The organism is Serratia sp. PL17 (genome assembly GCF_017832355.1).
GTDB lineage: Bacteria > Pseudomonadota > Gammaproteobacteria > Enterobacterales > Enterobacteriaceae > Serratia.
This window is the reverse complement of sequence record NZ_JAFIBY010000005.1, coordinates 161766-178174: the sequence shown is the minus strand read 5'-3', so window position 1 is coordinate 178174 and position 16409 is coordinate 161766. Positions and strand designations below refer to the sequence as shown.

At 55.5% G+C, this 16409-nt stretch carries 11 protein-coding genes; 7 read left to right on the top strand and 4 right to left on the bottom strand.

The features are described from left to right. Positions 1 to 35 precede the first annotated feature (35 nt). The 4 genes from JOE25_RS17170 (at position 36) to dolP (ending at position 3753) form a co-directional block, all read left to right on the top strand. The gene (locus JOE25_RS17170; protein ID WP_209637185.1) at positions 36 to 2063 is read left to right on the top strand and encodes a penicillin-binding protein activator; all 2028 of its coding nucleotides are present in this window, start codon (positions 36 to 38) and stop codon (positions 2061 to 2063) included. After that, on the top strand, positions 2060 to 2413 hold the full coding sequence (locus JOE25_RS17165) for a YraN family protein (RefSeq protein ID WP_209637183.1): 354 nt from the start codon (positions 2060 to 2062) through the stop codon (positions 2411 to 2413). The genes JOE25_RS17170 and JOE25_RS17165 overlap by 4 nt, the downstream gene beginning before the upstream one ends. 164 nt (positions 2414 to 2577) lie before the next feature. Further along, positions 2578 to 3168, top strand: coding sequence for a DnaA initiator-associating protein DiaA (gene diaA, locus JOE25_RS17160; RefSeq protein ID WP_037416387.1), 591 nt, complete (start codon positions 2578 to 2580; stop codon positions 3166 to 3168). A gap of 9 nt (positions 3169 to 3177) precedes the next feature. Continuing rightward, positions 3178 to 3753, top strand: coding sequence for a division/outer membrane stress-associated lipid-binding lipoprotein (gene dolP / locus JOE25_RS17155; protein ID WP_037416385.1), 576 nt, complete (start codon positions 3178 to 3180; stop codon positions 3751 to 3753). Positions 3754 to 3793: 40 nt separating this feature from the next. On the opposite strand, the gene mtgA is transcribed toward dolP, so the two are convergent. The 3 genes from mtgA to arcB form a co-directional block, all read right to left on the bottom strand. Beyond that, a complete protein-coding gene (mtgA, locus tag JOE25_RS17150) occupies positions 3794 to 4525 on the bottom strand; it encodes a monofunctional biosynthetic peptidoglycan transglycosylase (protein WP_209637181.1) in 732 nt (243 codons plus the stop codon). Next, positions 4522 to 5175, bottom strand: a complete 654-nt coding sequence (elbB, locus tag JOE25_RS17145) for an isoprenoid biosynthesis glyoxalase ElbB (protein ID WP_209637179.1) — start codon at positions 5173 to 5175, stop codon at positions 4522 to 4524. Before elbB ends, mtgA begins: the two co-directional genes overlap by 4 nt. A gap of 237 nt (positions 5176 to 5412) precedes the next feature. Then, positions 5413 to 7752, bottom strand: coding sequence for an aerobic respiration two-component sensor histidine kinase ArcB (gene arcB / locus JOE25_RS17140; RefSeq protein ID WP_209637177.1), 2340 nt, complete (start codon positions 7750 to 7752; stop codon positions 5413 to 5415). A gap of 410 nt (positions 7753 to 8162) precedes the next feature. On the opposite strand from arcB, the gene JOE25_RS17135 reads away from it, so the two are divergent. Then, positions 8163 to 8870, top strand: a complete 708-nt coding sequence (locus JOE25_RS17135) for a phosphatase PAP2 family protein (RefSeq protein ID WP_209637175.1) — start codon at positions 8163 to 8165, stop codon at positions 8868 to 8870. Here JOE25_RS17135 and JOE25_RS17130 read toward each other — a convergent pair. Beyond that, a complete protein-coding gene (locus JOE25_RS17130; RefSeq protein WP_209637627.1) occupies positions 8865 to 9797 on the bottom strand; it encodes a TIGR01212 family radical SAM protein in 933 nt (310 codons plus the stop codon). The two genes, JOE25_RS17135 and JOE25_RS17130, sit on opposite strands and share 6 nt — an antisense overlap. 694 nt (positions 9798 to 10491) lie before the next feature. On the opposite strand from JOE25_RS17130, the gene gltB reads away from it, so the two are divergent. Continuing rightward, entirely contained in the window at positions 10492 to 14952 is a 4461-nt protein-coding gene (gene gltB / locus JOE25_RS17125) for a glutamate synthase large subunit (protein ID WP_209637173.1), read from the top strand. A 10-nt stretch (positions 14953 to 14962) separates the two neighbouring features. Continuing rightward, positions 14963 to 16381, top strand: a complete 1419-nt coding sequence (locus JOE25_RS17120; protein ID WP_209637171.1) for a glutamate synthase small subunit — start codon at positions 14963 to 14965, stop codon at positions 16379 to 16381. The last annotated feature ends 28 nt before the right edge of the window (positions 16382 to 16409 follow it).

The following is a 16409-nucleotide window of genomic DNA, read 5'->3' as shown; positions in this document are numbered from 1 at the left end:
TTAAGCATCTTGAAAAAAACATCACTGGATACAGTATGCTTTCCTCAACATTCGTTCGTACCAAAGCAGGGCGTTCAAAGCCTGTCCGACTTACCGCAGTTATCGCGGCAGCTCTTTTCCTCGCAGGCTGCCCGAGTCAGGCCCCGCAGACGCCGCCCGCTAATATACAGGACGAAGCGAGCGCCAGTTCCGATTACTATCTGCAGCAGTTGCAGCAAAGCAGTAATGATAACAAGGCTGACTGGCAATTACTTGCTATTCGCGCGCTGTTACGCGAAGGGAAACTGCCGCAAGCCAGTGAACAACTGAACCAGCTGCCAAAAAACCTGAGCAACGTGCAGCAGACCGAACGCCAACTGCTGAGTGCTGAGCTCCAAGTGGCGAACAAAAGCTATGTCAGTGCCCGCAGTACATTAGGCCATCTGGATACCGGCTCGTTGTCTGCCAACCAGTTGGTGCGCTTCTATCAGGCGCAGATCGCCGCCAATCAGGGCAAACCTTCTCTGCCGCTCATCCGTGCTTATATTGCACAAGAGCCCTTGCTGACCGGCAAAGCACACCAAACTAACCTGGATCAAACCTGGCAGGCATTGTTGCAGCTGACACCCCAGGATATGAACAGCCTGGTGATCAACGCCAATGAGAATGTGCTGCAAGGCTGGCTTGATCTGTTGCGTGTTTATCAGGACAACAAACAGGATCCTGATCTACTGAAGGCAGGCATTAAAGACTGGCAAAACCGTTACCCGCAGAATCCGGCGGCAAAAACGTTGCCGACCCAATTGAACCAGGTGCTTAACTTTACCCAGGCGTCTACATCAAAAATTGCGCTGCTGTTACCGCTGAACGGCCAGGCTAAAGTGTTCGCCGACGCGATCCAAAAAGGTTTTGAAGCGGCGAAGAATGGCGTGACGTATTCGGCACCGGTGCAACAGCAGCAACAACCTGTCAGCGCCCCCGATCAGGCACCTGCCCCAACGGACCAAAACGCCAATGGTGCGGTAAGCACCTCTGCACCGTCAGCTGAAGCTGCTCCGGTCACCGCCGCACAACCGTCTACAGCGTCCACTGCGCCTATTACGCCGCCACAAGCCGCTAATGCACAGATTAAGGTCTATGACACTACCAGCCAGCCACTGGCCGCGTTGCTGACGCAGGCACAGCAGGATGGCGCAACCCTGGTGGTCGGTCCGCTGCTGAAAGAAAATGTCGACCAGCTGGCCAGCAGCACGACGACGTTGAACGTACTGGCGCTCAATCAGCCGGAAACGCCGAAAGACAACCCAAATATTTGCTACTTCGCACTTTCACCGGAAGACGAAGCCCGTGATGCCGCACGCCACATCTGGGAACAGCAGAAACGGCAACCGCTGTTGCTGATCCCGCGTGGTGCCTTCGGCGATCGCGTTGCTAAAGCCTTTAATCAGGAGTGGCAGAAACTGGGTGGTCAGACCGTGTTGCAACAAAACATCGGGTCACCGGGTGAATTGCGTCAGATGGTGAACAGCGGTGGCATTCGCATGTCCGGCACCCCCATCTCTGCGGCACCTGCGCCACAGGCGGTAACCATTGCCGGGCTGACCATTCCTGCACCGCCAAGCGACACGCCTGCAACCAGCGGTGGCGGCGTGGACGCGGTCTATATCGTAGCGACACAGTCTCAGCTGACACTGATCAAACCGATGATCGACATGGCTACCACCTCGCGCAGTAAGCCGGCCATGTACGCCAGCTCACGCAGCTACCAGGCCGGTGCCGGCCCGGACTTCCGTCTGGAAATGGAAGGTCTGCAGTTCAGCGACATTCCATTGTTGGCCGGTTCCAACCCGCAATTGTTGCAGCAGGCAAGCAGCCAGTTCCGTAGTGATTATTCGCTGGTACGTCTGTACGCCATGGGGATGGATGCCTGGACATTGTCCAACCACTTTGCTGAAATGCGCCAACTGCCTGGCTTCCAGGTCTCAGGCACGACGGGTGTGCTCACATCCTCACAAGGTTGTGTGATCAACCGAAAACTGCCTTGGCTGCAATACCGTCAGGGTATGGTCGTTCCGGTCTCTTGAGTCAACGCGCCACAGGGGCGGGCTATGAGTTACAAGCCCGCCACTATCTGGAACGCGCCGGACTCACCTTCTTCGCCGCCAACGTGGCGGTGCGTGGCGGTGAGCTCGATCTCATCATGCGCGAGGGTAAAACCTGGGTGTTCGTAGAAGTCCGCTACCGCCGCAACGACACTTTTGGTGGTGCGGCAGCCAGCGTCACTTATCGTAAGCAACAACGGTTGTTGCATGCCGCCGCCGTTTGGTTGGCGGGGCGCGGAGCCAGTTTTGACACATCATCTTGCCGTTTTGATGTTTTGGCCATCACCGGTAGCCAGTTAGAATGGATACCCAACGCCTTCAATGCGGATTAAACATTATTTATACCCTATGGATTTCACGTTGCAGTTAGGCAACCTGCGCACTCATCCCAAGCGCTTACCAAAGGGTGAGTGAGTGCAGAGAACAACGCTACAGCTTGAAAAACGACGGGTATACCGGTGCCAAGTGGCCCTTTGACTGAGTGGATTAATACAACGTGCTGGATAGAATTAAAGCCTGTTTTACCGAAAGCATCCAAACCCAGATTGCGGCGGCGGAGGCTTTACCCGACGCCATTTCGCGAGCAGCGATGACGCTGGTCCAATCTTTACTTAACGGTAATAAAATTCTTTGTTGCGGTAATGGCACCTCGGCAGCCAACGCACAGCATTTCGCCGCCAGCATGATCAACCGCTTTGAAACCGAGCGCCCAAGCCTGCCGGCAATTGCTCTCAATGCCGATAACGTGGTGCTGACGGCGATCACTAACGATCGCCTGCACGATGAAGTTTATGCCAAGCAAGTCCGCGCGCTCGGCCATGCCGGCGACGTGTTGTTGGCAATTTCCACCCGCGGCAACAGCCGTGATATTGTAAAAGCAGTTGAAGCCGCAGTGACGCGTGATATGACCATTGTCGCGCTGACCGGTTACGACGGCGGTGAATTGGCCGGCTTGCTCGGTCAGCAGGATGTCGAAATCCGCATCCCCTCGCACCGCAGTGCACGCATTCAGGAAATGCATATGCTCACCGTAAATTGCCTATGCGACCTGATAGATAGTACGTTGTTTCCCCACCAGGACGATTAAGGAACTGAGATGAAGCTGAAAGCCACATTTGCAGTGCTGTCCAGCGCCCTGCTGTTACAAGGTTGTATTGCAGGCGTTGTCGTTGGCAGCGCCGCTGTTGCCACCAAAACCGCCACCGACCCACGTAGCGTGGGTACTCAGGTAGACGACGGCACGCTGGAAGCCCGGGTTGAGAACGCCCTAAGTAAAGATCAGCAGTTGAAAAAAGATGCACGCGTCGTCGCAACGGCTTACCAGGGTAAAGTGTTATTGACGGGTCAGGCGCCAAGCACCGATCTGGCCGCACGCGCCAAACAAATCGCGATGGGTGTTGAAGGTACGACTGAAGTGTATAACGAGATCCGCCAAGGTACCCCGGTCAGCCTGAGCACGGCCTCTTCCGATACCTGGATCACCACCAAGGTACGTTCACAGCTGCTCACCAGCGATACGGTGAAGTCATCGAATGTGAAAGTCACCACAGAAAACGGTGAAGTGTTCCTGCTGGGCCTGGTGACACCACAAGAAGGGCAGTCAGCGGCACAAATCGCCAGCCAGGTGAGCGGTGTGAAACACGTCACCACGGCCTTTACTTCAGTGAAATAACCCGCGGCGCCGGATAAGGCACTTGCCTTTATCCGGCACGTTAATCCAGATTATTCTCTTTCAAAAACGCGTCCCCGCCCAGTTGGCGCATCTGGCGCATAATCCATTGCTGCCGTTGTATCACGTAACCCGAAGGGGCATTCGCCTTGAAACGGTGCGGGTTCGGCAATACCGCTGCCAGCAATGCAGCCTCTGATGCGGTCAGCCGCTTGGCCGGTTTATTGAAGAAACGTTGTGATGCCTCCTCCACACCGAAAATACCGTCGCCGAACTCGACGATATTCAGGTACACCGTCAAGATACGCCGCTTGGTCCATACCAGCTCAATACCCGATGTCAGCCCGGCCTCAAGCCCTTTGCGCAACCAGCTGCGGCCATCCCACAAAAACAGGTTCTTGGCGGTTTGCTGCGACAGCGTAGAGGCACCGCGGATGCGCGTCGGGCGCTTCTCGTTGTGGCTGAACGCCTTTTCTATCGCCGCCACGTCAAAACCCCAGTGGTCAGGGAATTTCTGATCTTCGGCTGCCATCACCGCCAGCGCCATCTGCGGGGAAATATCGTCCATCGACACCCAGTCGGAGTGTGCCACGTAGCTAAAATCCCCCCTCAACCAGGCCCCCACCTGCCGTTCCACCATGACGGAAGAAAAAGGCACTGGCAGGAAAGCAAAGGCGACAATCCCTAATAGCCACACCCCGACCAGAACAAGAAGTCCACGTTTCAGCCAAAACCCCAGCCGGGATAAAATCGATTTTCCCGCAGACTTTCTCATTCAGCCAAATCCAGCACCCGTGAAACCAGCTTATCAATCCCGCTGGCTGCTTCACCGATAGATTTCGCCAGCATATAGGCCGGTGTCGTTACCACTTTGTTTTCACTGTCCACCACGATGTCATCGACTGGGCAAATCACCGGTTCACCGCCCATGGCATCAATCACTTCACCCAGGTCTGGATCGTTGCCAATGGTCAGCCGCACTTGTTGATCCAGCAACTTTGGCAGCAACGCAGGGGCAATGCACATAAAACCGATTGGTTTATTTGCCTTATGCATTTGCTGCGTTAACTTAACCAAATCCTTATCAATCCAGCATCCCGCGCCTTCGCTTGCAAAACTGCTGAGGTTCTTCGCGGCACCAAATCCACCTGGGACGATCAGGGCGTCCAACTGACTGGCATCGGCGTGTGAAAGCGGACGGACCTCGCCTCGGGCAATGCGTGCTGACTCCACTAAAACATTGCGCTGCTCTGGTACTTCATCGCCAGATAAGTGATTAATAACATGAAGTTGAGGTTTATCAGGTGCAAAGCACACTGCTTTCGCTCCTGCGCGGTCCAACGCCAACAGTGTCAGAACGGCTTCATGGATCTCCGTACCGTCATAAACCCCGCAGCCACTTAGCACTACACCCACGTTTTTCATCACCCTTCCTCCTGTCGATACTGTCAACTGGTTAGTGCTCGGAGTAGACAAACACTAATCTACATCACACATTTTAATGAATCTTCTAACAAGAGCGCTTACATTTGCTATGTTGTTGGCTGTATGATGTTTAGGAATTCTCTACAACCTGCTCGACCAGAACATGAAATCCAATACGCAGGTTCACAATTTCCCTGGTGTTGGCGCAATATTCGCGCACCCCGGCTTAGGTCGGGGTCATTTTTTTTCAGCGTTCGCTACCCATTCCCGCAGCACTTGCACATCGTTACGCCATTCCTGTTTCAGTTCATCAACCCAGTCCTGCACGTTATCCCACCATGCCGGCAGCGTTGGCGTTTGGATTTGCTGGGCAAGCTGTTGCAGATGACGTAAACCCACCGAACCCGCCGCACCTTTAATTTTATGCGCCTCTTCTGTGATGCCTTTCTGATCGCGCGCCGTCATATTGGAGTCCAGCACCGCCAGATAACCTGGCATCATCTGCTCAAACATCTCCAGGCTTTGATGAATCAACTGCGGCCCCACCAGGTCCATATACTGTTCCAGCACGGTGGTATCCAGTAACGACTCATTAATCTGCATCGTCTTTTGCTCCGTTTTCTTTGTGGTGTGAGAGGATTGGTGATCCCAGTAATGTTTAATGACTTTGGTCAACGCCGGTACCGACAATGGCTTACTCAGCACGTCGTCCATTCCTGCGTCGAGGTACTCTTTTTTGTCTTTCAGCACGTTGGCCGTCAACGCCACCAAGGGGGGTAGTGCCTGCCCGGCATAGCGCTCACGCAGTATCCGAGCGATATCCAGCCCGGTCATGTCCGGCAGTTGGATATCCAGTAACACCAGATCGAACTCGTCCGGATCAAACATCGCCAGCGCATCCTGGCCATTCATCGCGACTTCTACGCTGTTACCCAGTTTCTCCAGCACTGAACGTGCCACAATCACATTCAGTTCAATATCTTCCACCAGCAGGATATGCAGAGCCGGCAATGGCAGTGCTTCTTCGGCCGGTGTTTCGTTTTCCGCTTCCTGTACCCCTGGCGCCTTAATGGACAACGTGAAGCAAGAACCGTGCCCCTGTACGCTGCTGACGGTAATATCACCGCCCATGCTCTGCGCCAGCCGCTTGGAAACCGCCAGCCCAATGCCGGTACCGGTCGCCGGACGACCACCATGCTGATCCTTCACCTGATAATACATAGCGAAAATCTTGTCTTGTTCGTCCTGAGGAATCCCCATACCGGAGTCTTCAACCTCAAACACCAACCGATCCTGTTCCTCGCGCCGCACGCGCACCACGATCCGCCCTTGCGGGGTGAATTTGACCGCATTGCCGATCAGGTTCCACAAGATTTGCCGCAGGCGGGTACCGTCAGTGATGATTTGTTGCGGCAGCGGTTGCTGCGGCTCCATCACAAATTGCAGCCCTTTCGGTTGTGCCAGCAGGCCAGAGAGGTTTTCCAGGTCGGCGAGGAAACCGGTGAAATCTACCGGTTGGTTGTCGAGCTGCACTTTGCGCCGCTCAAGCTTGTCCATCTCGATAATGTCATTGAAGATATTGCCCAGCGTAATGGCGCTGACATGGATGGTTTTGAGGTACTTCAGCTGTTCGTCGTTTAAATCGGTATCGAGCAGAATGCGGCTTAAGCCAACAATGCCATTAAGCGGCGTACGAAGCTCGTGGCTGATTGTTGAGATGAAGGTGGTCTTGTCCCTACTGGCGTTCTCCAGCGCGTCCTGGTAGCGCTTACGCTCGGTTATATCGCGGCCAAAGCCCATAAGCCCGTGACGTTTACCCACTCGGTCGTAAAACGGGACCTTACGCAATTCAAAACAGGCCTTGCGCCCGTCCGGATAAACCAGCCACTGTTCATAAGTCAGGGAGACGTTGTGACGGAATACTTTTTCGTCGGTTTCTATCACTTTCTCGGCAATTTCCTGGCCGTAAACATCAAACGGCGTTAGCCCAATCAGCTGTTTTTCGCTTTTGCCGGTCAACAGCTCCATTGCCCGGTTACAGCCGGAGAACTCTTTGTCTTCGTTGCGGTAATACACCAGGTCAGGTGAAGCATCGAGGAATGAACGTAACAGTGCCGACTGCTGACCCAGTTCGATCTGCGCCAACTCACGCTGTTCCATCTCTTCGGTCAGCTTGTCCATCACCTGCTGGCGTTCTTCTTCTGCCTTGATACGGTCGGCGATTTCCTGATTCAGTTGGCTGATGTTGTCCTTAAGCTGTTGGTTAAGCTCGAGGTCGCGGTGGCGCATTTCTTCCAGCTTATCAACCAGCCGCGCCAGACGCTGGCGTGACTCCTCAAGCTGTTCGACCACCACAGACAGAAAGTAAACCGCCCACGGCGTAATCAATAGACCGAAGAAAATTGAGCGCACCACGTCAATGCTTTCTACTTCGCCACGCAGCAGCATGGTCACCGCCATCTGCACCACCATCGCCAGCACCACCAATGCCGACGCCAACAGCAGCGAAAAACGCACTAGCCCCAGTTTTACCATTAAATCAACGTAGTACTGGGCTAACACCCTGATTTGCTTCATAGCGGCTCCCATCAGACATAATCTTTTGAATCATACCGCAAATTTTTCCGCCGTGTCTGAGAGTCAAGTCCTGCTAACGGAAAATAGCGGCGTCTGGCGTGCAAAAGGCAGTTCATCGCCCTGCCGAAGTCCAAAACCACATTAATCAACCCGCTCATACTTAGGGATTAATCACTTGTAGCGAAAAGACTTTTTCTGTGACCCACCCCACACCTCAGCCGCTTGAGAGCGCCTTTCCGTTAATATATTAATGATGCGCCGTGCATGCGCTTGCTTTCGCAGACACGGATAGCGAAGCCTTGAGGCTTGAAGTAAGGGAAAGAATTTCATCCCGCGGTTTACTTTCACCGGCAGCAGCGCTGTGGCCGGCCCCGGCAGGCTTCCTCATTTCCCTGATGTGAGGATTGACCATGTTAACCATCTATCGCACCACCCTGCTCGCCCTGTTTCTGACCGTTATTTTTCCCCTGAAGGCCGCAGCCGCCGTTACCGGCTATCTGAGTGCGGAACAGCGGCAAATCGCCCCGTTGTTGCCACCGCCCCCCTCAATGGATACGCCGCTGAACCGGGCGGATCTGCAGGCGGTGTTGGCCCTACAGGCTAGCCGCACCACGGAACAAATCGCCAAAGCCAAGCGGGATGATCATCTGGCGGACGCCGCATTTCCCTTCGCCCGCGATATCTTCGGCCCGACGTTCACCGCCGATCGTCATCCGATCACCGCGGCCCTGTTCCGCCGGGTCTATCAAGATTTTGAACAAAGCCTGATGCCCGCCAAAGCCTTCTATGGTCGCCCGCGCCCTTATGAGGCCGACAACCGCGTGAAGCCGCTGTTGCCGCCGCCAGAAGGCGACTCTTACCCCAGCGGACACGCGATGGACAGCTACCTGACGGCGATCCTGCTGGCGCAGATGGTGCCGGAAAAACGCAGCGCGCTGTTTGAACAGGCGGCGAGCAATGCGCAAAGCAGGGTGATTGCCGGCGTTCACTACCCGAGCGATTTGGAAGGCGGCAAATTGGCGGCGACGGCGCTCGCCGCTCGGCTGCTGGCGAACCCGCAGCTGCAGGCCGACTTGCAACGCGCACGATCAGAAGTTCGCGCCAGCCTGCAGTTATAGCGTCGGTGAATAACACAGGGCGGCGTCCAGCGCGCTGCCCTGCCCGCCGTGACGTTGCAAGTAGCCACCCACTGCCTGCATACCGTTCCAACGGTTTTCGCACCATAATGGTGCCAATAACGTCGGCCTGCGTGCGCTGGCAGAGATACGGTGATACACCACGTCTTTCGGCGTATGGCGGATCATCTCACCCGCACTGGTGGCATACTCATCAAGCGCTAACTCGGGCAGCCTGCCAGCCCGCCAGGCCCGCGCCAGCGTGCTCCCCGTAACAATATGCAGCGGATGCAGTTTGATGCCATCCACACCGCAGTCCACCACCTGTTCCAGCGAAGCCAAGTGGTCGGCGGCGCTTTCCCCAGGCAACCCGACGATCAGGTGACTGCACACCTTCAGCCCGCGCTCGCGTGCCAACCGGGCCGTATGTTGATAACAGGAGAAATCATGGCCTCGGTTGATGCGTTTTAGCGTTTTATCGTGCGCCGTCTGCAACCCAAGCTCCAACCAGACTTCGTAGCCCTGCTCGAGGTAACTCGCCAGCAAATCCAGTGCGGCGGGTGGCACACAGTCCGGGCGCGTGCCGACGCAGAGACCCACCATATCCGCCTGTGCCAGCGCCTGTTGGTACATCTGCGCCAACAGGCTCACTTCTGCATAAGTACTGGTATAAGCCTGAAAATAGGCGAGGTAGCGCTTTGCGCGATTCACTCTGACGGCCTGCTGTGCCAGCTGTTCAGCTATGCTCTGTTGCTGCATCTGCTCATCGGCAAAAGAGGCAACATGACAAAAGGTGCAGCCACCGCGCCCCAGCGTGCCGTCGCGGTTAGGGCAACTAAAACCGCCGTGTAGCGTGAGTTTATGGATCTTTTCACCGTGTCGGCGCTGAAGATCGGCGCCAAACATATTGACTAATTGCGGCAACTGCATAATCTTGATTGTCTCTGTGCTCAAAGCCCGTGATGCTAATAAGAAACGGCTTTTCCCGCGATGACAGAGATCAACGCTTTCCTCGCAAGGCTTCACCAGGCATAACTATTCATTATAAATGCAAATAAAATCATCTTGGCTGAGATGAATTTTTCTTATTTGCACGCAACCGTTAACGCCAGTGTGACAAAGCGATGAAAAATAGTTTCAAACAACAAAAAATAATAAATTACTAGAATAAAACTCTGACATTCCCGCCCGCACTAGCATGGTGCAGAGATTCAGGCGTTGCACTATAGTGAGACAGCTCACATTTCTCTGGGACCTTGCGCGCCGTCACACAACCTCAAAAATTGAAATAAATCATTATATATCAAATCATTAATTACCATTAATTCAATAAAAAACCCCCTTAGGCCTATATTTGACCTGCGTATTCTTTCTCGCTAAGTTGGAAGTCCGCTGGAAGCTTTCTGGACGGGCAAACGTCTCGTCATATTTATGCAGTAATTTAAGACTCCCTCTTAAAACAAGTCATGTACCACTTGTGAGAACCGTCACGAGAGGCCATTAACGGAGGGCGGAAAAGCAGATCGGCGATATCAAGCTTGCTGATTGGACTTCTGCCAACGTTGGGAAGCCCGCTCGTGAGTCGGTTGTGAGAGTCACGCAGAGCCTGGGGAGGTTCACTGATATGTTGTACGATAAATCCCAAGAGCGGGACAACTGTGGTTTCGGCCTGATCGCCCACATAGAAGGCGAACCTAGCCATAAGGTCGTGCGTACCGCGATTCACGCATTGGCCCGTATGCAGCACCGTGGCGCAATCCTTGCTGACGGCAAGACTGGCGACGGTTGCGGCCTGTTATTGCAAAAGCCCGACCGCTTTTTCCGCATGGTGGCGGAAGAGCGCGGCTGGCGTTTAGCCAAGAACTACGCCGTTGGCATGATGTTCCTCAGCCAGAATGAAGAGGAAGCCCGTGCCAGCCGCCGCATTGTCGAAGAAGAACTGCAAAATGAAACGCTGTCCGTTGTCGGCTGGCGTGAAGTGCCGACCAACCCGGACGTGCTGGGCGAGATTGCCCTCTCTTCTCTGCCGCGTATTGAGCAAATCTTTGTTAACGCCCCGGCTGGTTGGCGCCCGCGTGATATGGAACGTCGCCTGTTTATCGCGCGCCGCCGTATAGAGAAACGCGTTCAGGACGACAGTTTCTATGTGTGCAGCTTCTCGAATCTGGTTACGATCTATAAAGGCCTGTGCATGCCTGCGGATCTGCCACGCTTCTATCTTGATCTGGCGGATCTGCGTTTGGAATCGGCTATTTGCCTGTTCCACCAGCGTTTTTCCACCAACACCGTGCCGCGCTGGCCGCTGGCACAGCCGTTCCGCTACCTGGCGCACAACGGCGAGATCAACACCATCACCGGCAACCGCCAGTGGGCTCGCGCACGTACTTATAAATTCCAGACGCCGCTGATTCCGGACCTGCAAACGGCAGCGCCGTTCGTTAACGAAACCGGCTCCGATTCCAGCTCGCTGGATAACATGTTGGAGCTGCTGCTGGCAGGTGGTATGGATTTGATCCGCGCCATGCGTCTGCTGGTACCGCCTGCCTGGCAGAATAACCCGGACATGGATACCGATCTGCGTGCCTTCTTCGACTTCAACTCGATGCACATGGAACCGTGGGACGGCCCTGCCGGTATCGTGATGTCCGATGGTCGCTACGCTGCCTGTAACCTGGACCGTAACGGTCTGCGTCCGGCGCGCTACGTCATCACCAAAGACAAACTGATTACCTGCGCTTCGGAAGTCGGCATTTGGGATTACCAGCCAGATGAAGTGGTAGAGAAAGGCCGTGTTGGCCCAGGCGAACTGATGGTGATCGACACCCGCAGCGGTAAAATCCTGCATTCCGCCGAGACCGATGACGATCTGAAAAGCCGCCATCCGTATAAAGAATGGATGGAAAAGAACGTTAAGCGCCTGGTGCCGTTTGAAGACTTGCCGGCCGATCAGGTTGGCAGCCGTGAACTGGACGACTCGCAGCTTGAAACTTACCAGAAGCAGTTTGGCTACAGCAGCGAAGAGCTGGATCAGGTGATCCGCGTGCTGGGCGAGATTGGTCAGGAAGCTACCGGCTCAATGGGTGACGATACCCCGTTCGCCGTGCTCTCCAGCCGCCCGCGTATTATTTACGACTATTTCCGCCAGCAGTTCGCCCAGGTGACCAACCCGCCTATCGACCCACTGCGCGAAGCGCATGTGATGTCGCTGGCGACCAGCATCGGCCGGGAAATGAACGTGTTCTGCGAGGCCGAAGGCCAGGCGCACCGTTTAAGTTTTAAATCGCCGATCCTGCTGTACTCCGATTTCAAACAGCTCACCACGCTGGAAGGCGAATACTATCGCGCCGACACGCTTGATCTGACCTTCGATCCGGCCGAGCAGGATCTGGAGCAGACCATCCGCGCCCTGTGCGACGAGGCGGAACGTAAAGTCCGTGACGGCGCCGTGCTGCTGGTGCTGTCCGACCGCGCTATTTCCACCAGCCGTTTGCCGGTGCCTGCGCCTATGGCCGTCGGTGCAATCCAGACCCGTTTGGTCGAGAAGAGCCTGCGCTGTGACGCCAACATTATCGTTGAAACCGCCAGCGCCCGCGATCCACACCATTTCGCCGTGCTGTTGGGCTTCGGCGCGACGGCCGTCTACCCGTATCTGGCCTACGAAACTTTGGCCAAGCTGGTAGATACCCAAGCGATCGACAAGAAATACCGTGATGTGATGCTGAACTACCGCAACGGCATCAACAAAGGCTTGTACAAGATCATGTCCAAAATGGGCATCTCGACTATCGCGTCTTATCGCTGCGCCAAACTGTTCGAGGCTGTCGGCCTGCATCGCGATCTGTCCGATTTGTGCTTCCAGGGCGTGGTCAGCCGCATCGGTGGCGCCAGCTTCAGCGACATCCAACAGGATCTGCAAAACCTGTCCAAACGCGCATGGCTGAAACGCAAACCGCTAGAACAAGGCGGCCTGCTGAAGTTCGTTCACGACGGCGAGTACCATGCGTACAACCCAGACGTAGTGAGCACGTTGCAAACCGCGGTTCACAGTGGCAAATACAGCGACTACCAGACGTATGCCAAGCTGGTGAACGAACGCCCGGTCGCTATGCTGCGCGATCTGTTGGCCATTACGCCGAAAGGCACGCCAATTCCGGTTGATCAGGTTGAGCCCGCTGAATCGTTGTTCAAACGCTTCGATACCGCAGCCATGTCCATCGGTGCTCTAAGCCCGGAAGCGCATGAATCACTGGCGATCGCGATGAACAGCCTCGGCGGTTTCTCCAACTCCGGTGAAGGCGGCGAAGACCCGGCACGTTACGGCACCAATAAGGTGTCACGCATCAAACAGGTAGCGTCAGGCCGCTTCGGTGTGACTCCGGCCTATCTGGTGAATGCCGATGTGATCCAAATTAAAGTCGCGCAAGGGGCCAAGCCGGGTGAAGGCGGCCAGTTGCCGGGGGATAAAGTAACCCCTTATATCGCCAAGCTGCGTTATTCAGTGCCGGGCGTGACCTTGATTTCACCACCACCGCACCACGACATCTATTCGATCGAGGATTTGGCACAGCTGATCTTCGACCTGAAACAGGTCAACCCAAAGGCCATGATCTCGGTGAAACTGGTTTCTGAGCCGGGCGTGGGTACCATCGCGACCGGTGTGGCAAAAGCCTATGCCGATCTGATCACCATTGCCGGTTACGACGGCGGCACCGGTGCCAGCCCGTTATCCTCAGTGAAATACGCCGGCTGCCCGTGGGAACTGGGTCTGGTGGAAACCCAACAGGCTCTGGTGGCTAACGGCCTGCGCCATAAAATCCGCCTGCAGGTGGACGGCGGCCTGAAAACCGGCGTGGACATCGTTAAAGCGGCGATCCTGGGTGCGGAAAGCTTCGGTTTCGGCACTGGCCCAATGGTGGCGCTGGGTTGTAAGTACCTGCGTATCTGTCACCTGAACAACTGCGCTACAGGCGTGGCGACTCAGGATGAAAAACTGCGCCGCGATCACTACCACGGCCTGCCGGAGCGTGTGACCAACTACTTCCAGTTTATCGCACGTGAAACCCGCGAGATCATGGCGCAATTGGGGGTCAGCCAACTGGTGGATCTGATTGGTCGTACCGATTTCCTGACCGAGCTGGACGGCATCTCTGCCAAGCAGAACAAACTGGATCTGTCGCCGTTGCTGAAAACCGCCACGCCACATCCGGGCAAAGCGCTATATTGCACCGAAAGCAGCAACCCGCCGTTCGACCAAGGGTTGATGAACAAAGATCTGCTGGCGCAGGCGGAACCGCATATTGAAGCAAAAAGCAGCAAAGCCTTCTACTTCGATATCCGCAACACCGATCGTTCCGTGGGCGCAACCCTGTCCGGGGCCATCGCCACCGTGCATGGTGACCAGGGCATGGCAGCCGATCCGATCAAGGCGTACTTCTCCGGTACCGCGGGCCAGAGCTTTGGCGTATGGAATGCTGGCGGCGTCGAACTGACACTGACCGGCGACGCCAACGACTATGTCGGCAAAGGCATGGCCGGCGGTCGTATCGCCGTACGTCCGCCGATCGGTTCTGCGTTCCGCAGCCACGAAGCCAGCATCATTGGCAATACCTGCCTGTACGGTGCTACCGGCGGCAAGCTGTTTGCAGCAGGCCGGGCGGGTGAACGCTTCGCCGTACGTAACTCTGGCGCCATCACCGTGGTAGAAGGCATCGGTGACAACGGTTGTGAATACATGACCGGCGGCATCGTCTGCGTCCTGGGCAAAACCGGCATCAACTTTGGTGCAGGTATGACCGGCGGCTTCGCCTACGTCATGGATGAAGACGGCGAATTCCGTAAGCGTGTGAACCCAGAGCTGGTGGAAGTGTTGGATGTCGACCAGTTGGCAATTCATGAAGAGCACTTGCGCGGGCTGATTACCGAGCACGTGCAGGCGACCGGTTCATCGCGTGCGGAAGAGATTCTGGCTAACTGGCCGGAATGGGCGCCGAAGTTCGCTCTGGTCAAGCCGAAGTCCAGTGATGTCAAAGCATTGTTGGGTCACCGTAGTCGTTCCGCAGCAGAGCTGCGGGTTCAGGCGCAGTAAGAGGTCATTAATGAGTCAGAATGTTTATCAATTTATCGACCTGCAGCGCGTTGATCCGCCCAAGAAGCCGCTCAAGATCCGTAAAATTGAGTTTGTAGAGATTTACGAGCCGTTTTCGGAAACTCAGGCGAAGGCGCAGGCGGACCGTTGTCTGTCCTGTGGTAACCCTTATTGCGAATGGAAATGTCCGGTTCACAACTACATTCCGAACTGGCTGAAACTGGCAAACGAAGGCCGCATCATGGAAGCTGCAGATCTGGCACACCAGACCAACAGCCTGCCGGAAGTATGCGGTCGTGTCTGCCCCCAGGATCGTCTGTGTGAGGGCTCCTGCACCCTGAACGATGAGTTCGGTGCGGTGACTATCGGTAACATCGAGCGCTATATCAGTGATAAAGCGATCGAAATGGGCTGGAAGCCGGACATGTCCCATGTGCTGCCAACCGGCAAGCGCGTGGCGATCATCGGTGCCGGCCCTGCCGGTCTGGCCTGTGCCGACGTCCTGACCCGCAACGGCGTGAAAGCGGTGGTTTACGATCGTCATCCCGAGATCGGCGGCCTACTGACCTTCGGTATCCCGGCATTCAAGCTGGAAAAAGAAGTGATGGTGAAACGTCGCGGCATTTTCAGCGAGATGGGCATTGAGTTCCAACTCAATACTGAAGTGGGCAAAGACATCGCGATGGAGACGCTGCTCAGTGAGTTTGATGCCGTATTCCTCGGTGTCGGGACTTATCAGTCGATGCGTGGCGGCCTGGAAAACGAAGACGCGCCGGGTGTCTATGACGCACTGCCGTTCTTGATCGCCAACACCAAACAGCTGATGGGTTACCAAGCCGAACAACACGAGCCGTATGTCAGCATGGAAGGCAAACGTGTGGTGGTGCTTGGCGGCGGCGATACCGCGATGGACTGTGTACGCACCTCTATCCGTCAGGGTGCAACCGACGTTATCTGTGCTTACCGCCGTGATGAAGCCAATATGCCGGGCTCCAAACGTGAAGTGAAAAACGCCCGTGAAGAAGGGGTTGATTTCAAATTCAACCTGCAACCATTGAGCATCGAACTGAATAGCGCAGGCCGCGTAGCCGGCGTGAAAATGGTTCGTACTCAGTTGGGTGCACCGGATGCCAATGGCCGCCAGGTTGCAGAGCAAGTACCGGGATCTGAGCACACCATCGATGCCGATGCGGTGGTCATGGCCTTTGGTTTCCGCCCGCACCAAATGAACTGGCTGGCAGCTCACGACGTTGAGCTCGACAAACAGGGGCGTATTGTCGCACCGGAAAGCACCGAGAATGCCTTCCAGACCAGCAACCCGAAAATCTTCGCCGGTGGCGATGCAGTACGCGGTTCGGACTTGGTCGTTACCGCGATTGCCGAAGGCCGTAAGGCTGCTGATGGCATCATGAACTACCTGGAAGTTTAATCCTCTCCCGCTTTACCGCTAAGGGCCC

Excerpts from the sequence above, each read along its gene's own strand:
- dolP (WP_037416385.1), top strand. The coding sequence starts at position 3,178 with ATGAAGCTGAAAGCCACATTTGCAGTGCTGTCCAGCGCCCTGCTGTTA.
- arcB (WP_209637177.1), bottom strand. The coding sequence starts at position 7,752 with ATGAAGCAAATCAGGGTGTTAGCCCAGTACTACGTTGATTTAATGGTA.
- elbB (WP_209637179.1), bottom strand. The coding sequence starts at position 5,175 with ATGAAAAACGTGGGTGTAGTGCTAAGTGGCTGCGGGGTTTATGACGGT.
- JOE25_RS17170 (WP_209637185.1), top strand. The coding sequence starts at position 36 with ATGCTTTCCTCAACATTCGTTCGTACCAAAGCAGGGCGTTCAAAGCCT.
- gltB (WP_209637173.1), top strand. The coding sequence starts at position 10,492 with ATGTTGTACGATAAATCCCAAGAGCGGGACAACTGTGGTTTCGGCCTG.
- JOE25_RS17120 (WP_209637171.1), top strand. The coding sequence starts at position 14,963 with ATGAGTCAGAATGTTTATCAATTTATCGACCTGCAGCGCGTTGATCCG.
- JOE25_RS17130 (WP_209637627.1), bottom strand. The coding sequence starts at position 9,797 with ATGCAGTTGCCGCAATTAGTCAATATGTTTGGCGCCGATCTTCAGCGC.
- JOE25_RS17135 (WP_209637175.1), top strand. The coding sequence starts at position 8,163 with ATGTTAACCATCTATCGCACCACCCTGCTCGCCCTGTTTCTGACCGTT.
- mtgA (WP_209637181.1), bottom strand. The coding sequence starts at position 4,525 with ATGAGAAAGTCTGCGGGAAAATCGATTTTATCCCGGCTGGGGTTTTGG.